Raw genomic sequence first — 13060 nt, forward strand, 5'->3', positions numbered from 1 at the left:
GCTCCTACCAGTATGACATAGAGATAAATGCAGTTAGTAGACCAGTTTTATAATTCCTTATTTTTTAAATGGTTACAAAAAAAGCGCATATTTAATGCGCTTTTTTGGTGCAATATTCAAGCAGTTTTTAAGTTCTAATCAGCTTGTTGCACTGCTTTGGGGAGAACAGCATTTAAGATAATCCCCAAAATTGCGCATAAGCTCACACCTTGCAAACTAAACTCATCACCACCGATATGCATGCCACCAATACCAAACACTAAAATCAGTGCGATGATAGCCAAGTTGCGAGGCGCGGTAAGATCTTCACCTGATTTAACTAAGGTATTTAAACCAACAACGGCGATAGAACCAAACAGTAAAATCATGATGCCGCCCATCACAGGAACCGGAATCGTTTGTAAACCCGCGCCCATTTTTGCCACAAACGCCAGCACAATAGCGATGATAGCGGTCCAAAGCATCACGCGAGGGTTGAAGTTACGCGTAAGCATTACCGCCCCCGTTACTTCAGAGTACGTTGTATTAGGTGGACCACCAAAAACCGATGCCGCAGAGGTTGCTAAGCCATCTCCCAGTAAAGTGCGGTGTAAACCCGGTTTCTTTAAATAGTCTTTACCTGTTACTTGGCTAATAGCCATCATGTCGCCAATATGTTCAATTGCTGGCGCAATGGCCACAGGCACCATAAATAAAATAGCCTGCCATTTAAACTCAGGATAAGTAAATGCAGGTACCGCAAACCAGTTTGCTTCGGTGACCGCATTAAATTCAACAATACCTATAAATAACGAAGCAAGGTAACCTGCTACCACACCAGCAAGAATAGGAATAAGTTTAAATACACCTTTACCCCATACCGCAAAAATCAGCGTAACCAGTAATGATAAACCAGACACCCAAATGGCTTGCTCATAAGGAACTAATTGTGCACTGCCATCCCCTGCTTTACCCATAGCCATATTCACAGCGACAGGTGCTAAGGCTAAACCTATTACCATAATCACTGGGCCAACAACCACAGGCGGTAACACTTTATGCAGCGCATTCACGCCTTTAAATTTTACTATCAAGCTAAGCGCAAAATAGCAAAAGCCTGCCACCATTAAACCGCCCATAGTTGCGGGAATACCCCACATTTGCACTGAGGCGATAATAGGTGCGATGAAAGCAAAAGACGATGCTAAAAAGATAGGAACTTGGCCTTTAGTAACCACATGAAACAGTAAAGTTCCTAAACCTGCAGTAAATAAAGCCACATTGGGATCAAGGCCTGTTAGTAACGGCACAAGTACTAGTGCACCAAATGCTACAAACAGCATTTGCGCGCCAGTTAGAATGGTTTTTAACGAAAATGTTTGATGATTTTCCACGTGAGCGCCTTACACTGTGCCAAAAATCTTGTCACCGGCATCTCCTAAGCCTGGAATGATATATCCTTTTTCGTTTAAGTGACTGTCTAAAGATGCTGTGAAAATTTCAACATCTGGGTGGGCTGCAAGGGTTTTTTCTACGCCCTCTGGTGCTGCCACTAATACAATCACTTTAATATCTTTACAACCTGCTTTTTTAAGCATGTCGATAGTTGCAATCATTGAACCACCGGTTGCAAGCATTGGGTCAATAACAAGGCTTAAGCGCTCATCAATTTTACCAACCAGTTTTTCAAAATAAGGCACTGGCTCCAATGTTTCTTCGTTACGCTGAAGACCAACAACACTTACTTTTGCAGCAGGTAATAACTGCATTACGCCATCCATCATACCAAGGCCGGCACGAAGAATAGGCACAACAGTAATTTTTTTACCTTTGATATGTTCTACATCTAATGTTGAACCATCCCACCCTGTGATTTGAACACTTTCTAATGGGAGGTTTTTTGTTGCTTCGTAAGTAAGCAAAGTACCTACTTCAGACGACAGCTCACGAAAACTCTTAGTACTAATACCTTCTGCGCGCATAAGGCCAAGTTTGTGTTGAACTAACGGATGAGTAATTACATGGATAGACATAAGTAGAACCTAAATGAGATAAATTACGCCTATTTTAGCGCAAAATAGTCTTCTCGACTGCAAAAAATGCATGTTCACCGCATTAATTCTTTGAATTGGTCTAAAATCATACTAACAGTTGCAAATATTAATTTTTTTGCAACAACACGCACCGGCAATATTTAACATTTTATTTATTTTGGGCCTGCAGTAATGAAAACGTTTATCTTCACCTCGATACTACTTTTGTGTATTTGCCAACCGGCCCACAGTGAAACTCTCGATATTCAAGTTATGGCAGACTTTGTCCCCCAAGATGGCGGTAACCCTGAAAATGAGGCCACCACGTTTTTACTGGCTGCAGCAGCTGAATTAGGTGATGAAATCAGCCTACATTTTATACCTGCAAGCCGCTTAAGAGAGTGGCAGCAATTAAGAAAAATGAACAATGTTTGCTTGTACAATAAATTAAAAACCCCAGAGCGTGAAGCTCATGCTGTGTTTAGCCAGTACCCTCTGATGGCATTTCCTTCAAATAAACTGGTGGTATTTAATAAGCCCACCATTCCAGACGCTATTACCCTACTACAAGCTATCTATTACTACGACTTAACAATAGGCGTCACTAAAGGTCGCTCATACTCAGAAGAGATTGATAAGTTTATACGTTTAAATGATGAGCACTTTTTTATACTCGATGGAGCTACAAATGCACCAAGACTCGGGCAAATGCTATTCCAAAATAAAATTGATGCCGTTTTAGAATACCAAACGATATTTAGCAACCGTTATAAACGAGCTCCGGGACTGAGAAGTATTCGTTATATCAGCCTTAAACCAGAAAAAGCCGCGATGTTTGGTTATATTGCTTGCTCACCAACAGAGGTTGGCAAACAAGCAATCGCGCTGTTCGACAAAGCGCTTAAAACAGAAAAGGTACGCACTTTAGTTAGTGAGCGCCTAATGGCGCTATTTCATGAAGGTGAAAACACACAAATTGTAAATGCCTTCAATGCAGCGTTTGAGCACTAAGCTGATAAAATCTGCTCCATAACCCAACTTGTGTGTAGTGCGCTCTCACCGGTTGATGGGTGTGGTTGCTGAGCATGAAAATAGTTCGCCATATTTTCAACATGATATTGTTGAATATGCGCAGGGTTATCAATTACGAGCTGTTGTTTGCCCTGTGCGTTGTTAAGCACAATCGGCTTTTCGTCAAACACACTAAAGCTAAGCTCGCCTTCACTGCCGTAAATCATCACATCATCAAAACGGTTTGCTGAAGCAAAGTTCCAGCTCCCGGTGCCTGTAACACCAGATTGATGCTGCCAGTGCCCAGTAATAGCATCGAATGCTGAATATAAGCCTTGTTGATTAGCACATAAACCATGCACCTTATTAAAATCACCAAGAAGGTAAGCAAGTAAATCAAGACCATGGCTGGCTAAATCGTCAAAGTAACCGCCTCGCGCCACGTTTTGATCTGTACGCCAGTTGTATTCACCTGATAAATCAAGGGCGTTAGGAGCTTTACTTAAATGCCAACTAACATGACGAGGCTTACCAATGGCGCCTTGTTCTAGTAACTGTTTAACGTGATTAAAGCGTGGTAGTGAACGGCGATAATAAGCCACAAATAGCGGCTGTTTAGCCTCTTTAAACGCTGCGACAATGTCAAGGCTGTCTTGATAACTTGGCGCCAACGGCTTTTCAATACAACATGGTTTACCTGCCGCAGCAACTTCAAGAGCAAACGCTTTATGGCTATCTGGCGGCGTGGCAATATACACTGCATCAACACTGTTATCGTTAATTAGTTCGCTTGGTGATGCGAACACCTTTGCGACATTATGACGTTTAGCGTAATCATGGGCTTTTTCTAGGTCGCGGCGTGTAACTCCAATAAGCGCAATACCTTCTGCTTGCTGATAAGCAGGGCCGCTTTTCACTTCGGTTACAGCACCACAGCCAATAATGGCAAATCGCATTGGCTTATTCATTGCTAATCCTTTATTTTTAAGTACGTTACAAATTGCTGCTGCATGTAGCCGTTTATTTTTGCATGTTCAGGGCACCAACCTGCTAAAAAACGATAAAAATCGCTCCATGCGTAACACCAAAGCGCTCGCCAACTGCTAACAACATGCGCTGGGTTTACATTCGGTTGATAACGTTTTAGTGCCTGTGTGAGGGTGTCAAAATAGCGATTTAAATAGTCATCGGCAACTGATTTTAATGCCATATCATCTAAGCAACTACCTAAAAAATACATCACATCAATCACCCCAACTCCCTTGCCAACATATTGAAAGTCATAGCCAAGAACATGTTGATTTTGTGGCGCAATCGCAAAATTGGCAAGCTTAGCATCACCATGAATTAACGTTTGGTAAGGTGACTCACTCAGCGCAGTATCAATAGCGTGTGCCTGCGCTTTTAAGCTTAAATCGCTCATGCGTTGTAGCTCATCAGGCCGCGTTGCTAAATGCCAATAACTACCTCGCGGCCAAAGGCCATCGGCAGAACTTGCTAAATGAAAAGCATGAAAGTGTGCAAGCCAGTCTATAATTGCTTGTATATCGATGTGTGTAGCACTTGCTTGCTGGTAGCCAAGCGCACTGAAATCACTAAATAACAGCGCTTGCTTACTGCCCTCTTGTATTGCCTCAATACAGTGGATAGCCGCAGCTTCATGGGGTAAATGCTTAGCGTAGTGCCGATACCAATTAAATTCGACTAAGTAAGATTGCCGCTTTCTGGCAAGCGCAAAATCACTTTGTTTTATACGACTATGATTGATCTGACTAGGCACTTCAATCGCTTTAATTACCGCAGCAGCACCATTCATTTGACAACGAATAATCTCACCGCATCCACTCCATACTGATGCTGCTTGCTGTAGCTCTGTAATATTTGAAAAGTGACAAGTAACAAATTGCCTAAGATCCATAACGCTCTGTAATTTATCTAAACCGATGGCAATGGTAGGTGATATTGGCTATTGGCACAACGGCCTATAGGCAATAAAAAACCCGTGCTAAGCACGGGTTTTCGAAGATAAAGTCCTAAAACTGCTCAGGACTTGCATTGTTGAATTACTCGTTTACCACACTTTTAAGTGGGTTTACTGGCTTTGCATTGTCATCCAGTAAGTTCATATCAAAGTCGAACTCATCAACACGAATCGCTTTTTCACGTTTCTTGTTGTAATCAATCAGTTTTGCATACTCTTCTTCGTTGATAACACTTGCAACAAGTGCATTATCAAGCGTTTCTGCAAAACGAACGCCCGGCTTAATAGTTTTAGCACGTAGTGCTTTTTTAACTTTCTTAAGTAAATCAAGGCACGCCATTTTCGCTTTGTACGCTTGCTCATTGATGTAATGACCATCACCTTCAATTGGGTTAACCAAGTGAGTGATTTGTGCTTTAAATGCGGTATCCATTTGCGCTTGAGTCGCAAGTTCACGGATTAAATCATCGCTAATCTTAGGCATTTTCATTGAATAGTTCATCGTAATGAAACGCATAAACTTACGAGTACCACTTGCAGGGAAGTTATCTAAGAACTTATGCAATGCTTCTTCAGCGCTTTGTAGTGCAAAGCGAGTCGCATAGTGGAAGTAAGGCGCAGCTTGCTCACGTTCACTGCTTGCTACTTTTTGCTCGTAGTATTTAATTGATGCCATAGCAGCGTATAAGAAGCTCATTACGTCACCTAAACGTGCAGATAACATTTCTGCTTGTTTAAGTTTGCCGCCCAGTACCAATAACGAGAAGTCAGCGTAAACTGCAAGTTTTGCAGATAGTTTGTGTGCTGCTTTTTCGTATTCACGTACTTCTGGTAGTGACGATTTAGCACCCGCAGTAAACGGTAATACGCCTAAACGGAAAGCTCGTAAGCTATTAGCTACGCTGTAACCCACTGTTTTACGTAAGATGCTGTTGAATTCTTTATCTGCATTTTTGTCTTCGCTGTGGATAGACTCAACCATAGATTGCAGGTAAGGGTGACAACGCATTACACCTTGACCAAAAATCATTAGGTTACGAGTAAGAATGTTTGCACCTTCAACCGTGATTGCGATTGGTTGTGCAACATAACCACTTGCTAATGTATTTTGCGGACCATTTTGAATTGCTTTACCTGCTTGAATATCCATTGCTGAATCAAGCACGTTACGACCAATTTCTGTCATGTGGTATTTAGCAATCGCAGTAACTACAGATGGTTTTAAGCCCATGCCTAAACCTTCTGTTGTTAATACACGCATTGCTTCTTGAAGGTAAGTTTTACCTGCGATATCAGCAAGCTTCTCTTGGATACCTTCGAATTGACCAATCGCCAGACCAAACTGCTCACGTACTGCTGCGTACTCAGAAGCACCTTTGAATGCCACTTGTGATGAGCTAACACCTAGTGCCGGTAACGAAATACCACGGCCTGCACCTAAACAGCTAACCAGCATTTGCCAGCCACGGCCGATGTTCTTTTGACCACCAATGATGAAGTCCATTGGTACAAATACTTTTTCGCCGCGAGTCGTACCGTTGTAAAAACGGATGCCCATAGGATCATGACGATTACCAAGTTCAACACCTGGGTGATCTTTAGGAATAAGCGCACAGGTAATACCTAGGTTTTCTTTGCCACCTAGTAAACCGTCAGGGTCAACTACTTTAAATGCTAAACCTAATACTGTCGCAATTGGCGCAAGTGTAATGTAGCGTTTGTCCCAGGTAATTTCTAAACCTAACACTTCTTCGCCATTGAACTGACCACGTTTAACAACACCAATATCTGGAATACCACCCGCATCTGAACCCGCTTCTGGGCTAGTTAGTGCGAAACATGGAATATCACGACCATTTGCAAGGCGTGGTAAGTAGTGATCTTGTTGCTCTTTAGTACCAAAGTGAAGTAATAGCTCACCTGGGCCTAATGAGTTAGGAACCATCACGGTTACCGCAACCGCAGAACTCTTAGTCGCGATAGTTGCAACAATTGTTGAGTTTGCATAAGGGCTGAATTCTAAACCGCCGAATGATTTAGGAATGATAAGCGAGAAAAAACGCTCTTTTTTCAAGAAATCAAGAATGTAGTCAGGAAGATGAACACCGTTTTGAATTTCAGAATCATCAATCATTGATAATAATTCTTTCACTGGGCCATCTAAGAATGCTTGCTCTTCAGCGCTCAGCTTAGCTGCTGGCACGTCACGAAGTGCATCGAAATCAGGTTTACCTTGGTAGATTGAACCTTCTAACCAAACATCACCCGCATCTAACGCTTCTTGTTCTGTAATTGAAATACTAGGTAATACTTTTTTTAATTTTGTACGTAAGCTCATAATAAACTCATCCGACCAGATAGTGATACCTACATTACGTCATAAAACGAGCAATAGATCAATTGGTCCAACCAGTTTTTTTAACATTTTTTTATATTTATTTTTTCTTTGCACGCTAAGCACTTGAATACAATGGGTTTACACGTGTACGCTCAAACGCCATTTTTTATCCCGAAATGGTTAACAACTAAAGGCTGAAAACAAAAAGCCCAACTAAAAAGTTGGGCTTAGGTATAAATACTGAAGGAATGGCTTATAGCTCATCTTCGATAGGGAATAACGAAATAAACCACACTTGAAAGCGTCGCCACGAAGACGTTTGTGGTTCTTCATCAAACTGCTCATTACTCACGGTATCGAGCCAAACTAAGTCATTATCTTTGAGCTCAACTTTCCAGGCATATTCAGGCATTTGCGTATCAACCCAATGGGCCAAAAAGCGGCTAAGCTTTTCGCTTTCGATTAATACGCCCATCTCGGTATTTAAATCAAGCGAGCGAGGGTCGAGGTTCATGGTGCCCACAAAAATCTTTTCATCATCAAAGGTCATGGTTTTTGCGTGTAAACTTGCTTGTGATGACCCGGTTACTTTACGCCCTGCTTTGCGCTTAATGGCCATTAAGTCACTGGGTTTTAACTCCCATAGCTTAACCCCACCCTTTATAAGATCTTCTCGGTACTTTTTATAACCAGCATGCACCGCAGATACATCGGTAGCAGCTAAAGAATTAGTCAGTACAGTGACATCAACGCCCTGCTTTGCCCAATTGGTTAGTAATTTAACGCCCTGCTCACGAGGAATAAAATACGGCGACACAATAATTGCTTTTTGTTTCGGCTCGCCCATTTCTTTAAACAACATTGGCGACATATTGGCCGATTTTTCACTGACGTCGTTCATCACCTTATCGGGGTGATCATAAAACAACACAGACTTTTGCCAATCGAATTCTATTTCATCGTGCAACAAGCGTTTTACAAAGGCGCTTTCGCGTAACTGCTCAACGTAATTACTCTGCTGATTTTGCTCAACATAGGTCGATAAGGTGTTAGTGATATCAATAAGTGATTGCTCATCACGTTCACCGTGCAAGTCTTCAACAGGGTAAGACAGCTGATGATTCCAATATAAATCAAATGCTTTTGATGCATTTGGAACAATTTCACCAACACTCATAACATCTAAATCAATAAATTCAGAATGATCTTCAGCCGAGAAATACGCATTACCTATGTTGCGCCCACCGGTGATAAAAATCCGATTATCAACAATAAAACTCTTGTTATGCATACGTCTTGAAAGCTGGCTAAAGTTGGTAACAAAACCAAGCGCTCTAAAACGACGGTTAGGAAATGGATTAAATAATCGGACTTCAATATTAGGGTGAACAGACAGAGAGGCTAAATCAAGTTCACTGTCGGCTTGCGATAAGTCATCAAGCAACAAGCGAACTCTTACTCCCCTATCTGCGGCTTTTAATAAAAAGGCCGTAAATAAAATGGTGGTTTGCTGTCTATGGTATAAATAGTACTGCACATCAATGGTGTGCTCTGCAGAATCAATGAGTGCTAACCTAGCTACAAAGGCATCGACCCCATCTGCTAAAGGATAAAACCCTGATAACCCAGGATGATTATTACCCACTGCATCTCCTATGGTACTGGGTGTATCCGCTGCAATGGCATAGCTTGGTTGAATTGACTCTCGTGAAGGTAACTGCGCACAACCCGCGGTGATTAAAATGAGTACTGCACAAAAAGGTGATTTTAAAGAGTCTATTATCATGGCTTCCTACCAATGACCGTGTGATACACGTATCTGCTTTGTTATAACCCTAATAAATGAAGGGGTTAAAAGCAAATAAAAACTCGTAAGTATGGGGATTAATTAGAAGAATTAAACGAATGAAAAATAGTTAAGCAAACATGCTTAAGAGCAAGTAATTAAGCTACTTGCTCAGTGATATCTGCAATTTCGATCAGCTTGCGATTTAGAATTTTTTTACAACAACCACAACACTTGCCGCACTGGCTACCCACTTGCAGTTCTTTTGATAACTCACGCATCGTCATAGCGCCATCATCAATTGTTTGTTCGATTTTTTTATCAGTCACACCATGACATAAACAGATATACATGAATGCAAACCACTCTCATTTCTCTTGATGGTCAGCATATTAATCTAAACGGTAATAGTTCGCAATAGTGTTATAGGCAATATTTGCATAACTTTTATACCAAAACTTCCTAAATGGCACACAGCTAAAAATTTTCCCTTATGATTTGGGCAGTTAGTTAAAGGCGGCTAAAGAAAAAATTTTTAACTTTTTTGAGGGGTAGTTAGTGTTGCAGTTGAAAGAAAAAGAGAGGATGGCTCAAATACAGAGCATTAGGCGATGTAAAAACAAAGAAGCCAACACTTTAAAAACTCGTAATCGTCAGGAACATATCTGGTTTTAACTTTTTTAAGCAAAAGACAAAAAGAGAGACCTGATCCTATAGTCTTTTAACGGACTTTAGCCTCCCTATGAGATTAATATCTGGCAACTGTTTACCCCTACAGCCAACGCTTGGTTTGTATAAAGAGCTATGTGATCAAGCAATTAAAATTGGGCTGGTAGCTAATTCTTTTGATGGGATGAATCGTTTTTATAACTTCATTTGTCATTCAGAAATCGTGAGCTCATAAACCTTTTATTTCAACCGACTCTACCAACGAGCTTAAAAACACTCAAACAACAAATTCTGTCTCGATTCATTTAATTAATAACAAACACCCGCCACGTAAATACACTTCATTAAGGGCAACTGAAACAAGTACCGTGTTCATACAAATCAAGTAAACTGTGTCACTTAAAAACAGCAGAGCTAGCTATTTGAGCCAGCGGCACTAGGTAGTAGCACCGACATAAATTGCACAGTCTGCTGTTAGCAAATGTGCAGTTCTACTGGGATTAACAGCGCATTTGATAGCTTTTTATTGAGAAAGAAGGCCGAGGCGCCAATACTGTTTATTTACTTAAACTTTCATTTATCACCTTAAGCATATCTGAACTTATTGGTAAAAAAATTCTTTCATTACCTTTAAATCTGATTTCAAGAGTTTCTTCAGGGTTTACTTTACTCTCTACACAGAAATCCCTGTTTTGACCAACGGTTTTAATAGTGCTCCAAGGTATAATATATACATAGAAATAAGGAATAGTCATCGGGTAAAATGCAATACCTTTTTCTACCACTTGAGTCTTATAAAGACGTGTAAAATGGTCAATATAACCATAACCATGAAACCAATTTTCTTTCAAAATACCAAAGTCTTTCACTTCATTCGAAAAAAATATACTATAGGTATCAATAGCAAGATCCCTTTTCTTTAACCTTACAATACTTCTTTTAACAGCAAGGCTTACAGGACCAAAAAAATTCCAATAAAAAAATATGTACAACAAAAGACCACCACTTATTGAATATACATAACTTCCTGTAAAAAAATAAATAATAGTCCCAATAGTCATACCTATAACTATAAAGGCTCGCTTTGACATTATGATATAGAATACTAACTTTATAAAATTCATATAAGAACCATAGGGATCAGGTCTTGCTTTTTGCCACTACCCGACTCAATTTTGAATAGTGTAATTGAAAATAATCACCCAACTTTTTTCTTGCTCGACAAATAGCGCGCACTTTAGATTTGTCAAATTGAAGTAACATTTTATCGATTTAAATCCATTTTGGAACTTGTGCTTGCCCATCGTAAAATGCCCTACACGTTGAGAACTTCTATTAAACTAATGCTTATATACAATATTGGACTAGCTAATAGGCAAAAAGAAAGACCTGACCATTTTAGTGACAGTTTTTAGATGCTACGCTAGTAACGCTTTTTCATCAAAGCCCTGCTCATGTAATTTGACTACAAGCTGTTCAAGCACGTCATCTTTTTCAGGGGCTACAGGCTGTGTTAGTAGTAAAGAAGTCACATTCCCAAAACCAGGGTGCTCAAAATCAGGATTCTCAAGGCCATGTTGTGCTCTTAGCGTTAGCAGCATAAGTGCAGCATAAGGTGTAAATTGCCAGTTCATATTATCGAACTCAAAAAACATCTTACTCGGTGGTGATGCAACCTGAGCGACTTGATCATCACATAACTGATTTAGATAAGCGGTTACTTTTGTTAAGTCAGTGCTATCCCAGTTATCTAAAATAGCTTGGTAAGCAAAGTCATCTACGATCGGTTTTAGGGTATTGCCATCTTTTACCTTATCAAACAGCAAGATAATAAAATCACCAATGTGACTTTTTGATCTATTCACCCAGTGCTTCATGTAACCTGCTTGAAATAACGTATAAATTTGGCGAGCATATTCATTATTATGCAATATCACTGCAATACTTAGCTGAAATACAGATGTTGGTGATACCAAACTTAAAGGTTCACGACTAAAGCGATGTGTGAAGTGTTTTAGGTTATAGTTTTCTATCATAAGCAGGTGATATCCATAAGTTAAGCATATGCTTAACTTACCTAAATCAAGTAAGTTATCATCTACAAAACTAGCTTGTGCATCCATCTCATAATAATCACATGGAATTGACAACTCTGTATTTAATATCTCCCAGTTAAAGAAAGGCAATTTATCATTGCTAGGTATACCTCTTTTCGTTTCTCCTTGCTCAATATAAAAATTAAGCTCTTTTGTATTATTTATATAAACCTTTCTATACTTTTCAGGATTTTTTATCGCCAGCTTACGCTTTCGTAAAAATTTTTCTAATATTTTGTCCATTATTTACCTGCTGGAGTCATTGAGATTGTAGCAGTGTCAGCAAGCATCTAGGGGTCAGGTCTTGCTTTTTACCACTATCTTACTTACACGCGAATAGCTTCACCTAACTCTTTTCCTTGCTCGACAAATAGCGCAAACTTAAGGTTTGATGTTGCTTTAGATTTTCCAAATAGGAGTAACATTTTATCGATATAAAGCCATTCTTGAGCTTGTGCTTTCCCCATTAGCAGCACCGACATAAATTGCACGACCTGCTGCTAGCAAGTGCGCAGTTCTACTGGGATTGGCTGCGAACTAAAAGCTTTTTGTTCCGCAATAAATAGGAAAAAGGCAAGACGCGGCCCTATTTTTTCTCATTCTTTACGATAAATGATAAGTGCATCAAGCTCTTTTCTTAGCTTCCTCAACATAGGGTCTGAATTCTCTTCATCTAAGACAACTCTTTTTTTACCATCGATATCGAAATACTGGCAGAATTCTTGGTTCTCTGTAATCGGACTACTAATTTTATGGCTTGTACTTTTTATCACATTATTCCGTAACCGAGCGTATTCAGCCTTTGCAATAGAGGTCGCCTTTTCCGCTAGTTCACTTCCTGCACTGACAATAACGTAGTCACCATTAACCTCTCCAATGAACAGATATGATTCAAATACCCAACCAGAAAAGTTATTCTGATAGTGGAAAACATACTCTTTTGATTTTGCTGTTAATGATTTATCCAACTTAACAATCAATGGAACCTTGCTTTCTTTTGGAGTACATGTGAGGTTCGTCGTTAAAGGATTTGCAAAGGAAGCAAACGATAGCAACACTAGGCATAATGTTAACGTTTTTTTAGCGTAATGGAATTTCATATGTCTTCCCTCGTCCAGTGTAAGTATTTCGCTCAACCATGGGGACAGGTCTTGCTTTTTGCCACCA

At 40.0% G+C, this 13060-nt stretch carries 12 protein-coding genes; 1 reads left to right on the top strand and 11 read right to left on the bottom strand.

What is annotated here, in order from left to right; genetic code table 11:
• Positions 1 to 134: 134 nt before the first annotated feature.
• Together AADY36_RS20300 and upp are read right to left on the bottom strand one after the other, a co-directional pair.
• Positions 135 to 1373 carry a uracil-xanthine permease family protein gene (locus tag AADY36_RS20300; RefSeq protein WP_285220961.1) on the bottom strand — a complete coding sequence of 413 codons (1239 nt, stop codon included), beginning with the start codon at positions 1371 to 1373 and terminating at the stop codon, positions 135 to 137.
• A gap of 9 nt (positions 1374 to 1382) precedes the next feature.
• Positions 1383 to 2012, bottom strand: coding sequence for a uracil phosphoribosyltransferase (gene upp, locus AADY36_RS20305; protein ID WP_054562437.1), 630 nt, complete (start codon positions 2010 to 2012; stop codon positions 1383 to 1385).
• 192 nt (positions 2013 to 2204) lie between these two features.
• Here upp and AADY36_RS20310 point away from each other — a divergent pair, with 192 nt between their 5' ends.
• Positions 2205 to 3023, top strand: coding sequence for a hypothetical protein (locus AADY36_RS20310; protein WP_342409597.1), 819 nt, complete (start codon positions 2205 to 2207; stop codon positions 3021 to 3023).
• On the opposite strand, the gene AADY36_RS20315 is transcribed toward AADY36_RS20310, so the two are convergent.
• From AADY36_RS20315 to AADY36_RS20355, 9 genes are all read right to left on the bottom strand, one after another.
• The gene (locus AADY36_RS20315; protein ID WP_342409598.1) at positions 3020 to 3991 is read right to left on the bottom strand and encodes a Gfo/Idh/MocA family protein; all 972 of its coding nucleotides are present in this window, start codon (positions 3989 to 3991) and stop codon (positions 3020 to 3022) included. The two genes, AADY36_RS20310 and AADY36_RS20315, sit on opposite strands and share 4 nt — an antisense overlap.
• 2 nt (positions 3992 to 3993) lie before the next feature.
• Positions 3994 to 4941 (bottom strand): phosphotransferase, encoded by a 948-nt coding sequence (locus tag AADY36_RS20320; protein ID WP_342409599.1) that lies wholly within the window; start codon positions 4939 to 4941, stop codon positions 3994 to 3996.
• A 145-nt stretch (positions 4942 to 5086) separates the two neighbouring features.
• Positions 5087 to 7342, bottom strand: coding sequence for an acyl-CoA dehydrogenase (locus AADY36_RS20325; protein ID WP_286260664.1), 2256 nt, complete (start codon positions 7340 to 7342; stop codon positions 5087 to 5089).
• 253 nt (positions 7343 to 7595) lie between these two features.
• A complete protein-coding gene (locus AADY36_RS20330) occupies positions 7596 to 9128 on the bottom strand; it encodes a phospholipase D family protein (RefSeq protein WP_342409600.1) in 1533 nt (510 codons plus the stop codon).
• A 158-nt stretch (positions 9129 to 9286) separates the two neighbouring features.
• Positions 9287 to 9481, bottom strand: coding sequence for a (2Fe-2S)-binding protein (locus tag AADY36_RS20335; RefSeq protein ID WP_105181791.1), 195 nt, complete (start codon positions 9479 to 9481; stop codon positions 9287 to 9289).
• Positions 9482 to 10354: 873 nt separating this feature from the next.
• Positions 10355 to 10858, bottom strand: coding sequence for a hypothetical protein (locus AADY36_RS20340; RefSeq protein WP_342409601.1), 504 nt, complete (start codon positions 10856 to 10858; stop codon positions 10355 to 10357).
• A gap of 357 nt (positions 10859 to 11215) precedes the next feature.
• Positions 11216 to 12136 carry a hypothetical protein gene (locus tag AADY36_RS20345; RefSeq protein ID WP_342409602.1) on the bottom strand — a complete coding sequence of 307 codons (921 nt, stop codon included), beginning with the start codon at positions 12134 to 12136 and terminating at the stop codon, positions 11216 to 11218.
• An 83-nt stretch (positions 12137 to 12219) separates the two neighbouring features.
• Positions 12220 to 12384, bottom strand: a complete 165-nt coding sequence (locus AADY36_RS20350; protein ID WP_160316767.1) for a hypothetical protein — start codon at positions 12382 to 12384, stop codon at positions 12220 to 12222.
• A gap of 105 nt (positions 12385 to 12489) precedes the next feature.
• Entirely contained in the window at positions 12490 to 12993 is a 504-nt protein-coding gene (locus tag AADY36_RS20355) for a hypothetical protein (RefSeq protein ID WP_342409603.1), read from the bottom strand.
• Positions 12994 to 13060: the final 67 nt, after the last annotated feature.

Source organism: Pseudoalteromonas sp. D15MCD-2 (assembly GCF_038562745.1).
In the GTDB taxonomy this organism is placed as follows: Bacteria; Pseudomonadota; Gammaproteobacteria; order Enterobacterales; family Alteromonadaceae; genus Pseudoalteromonas.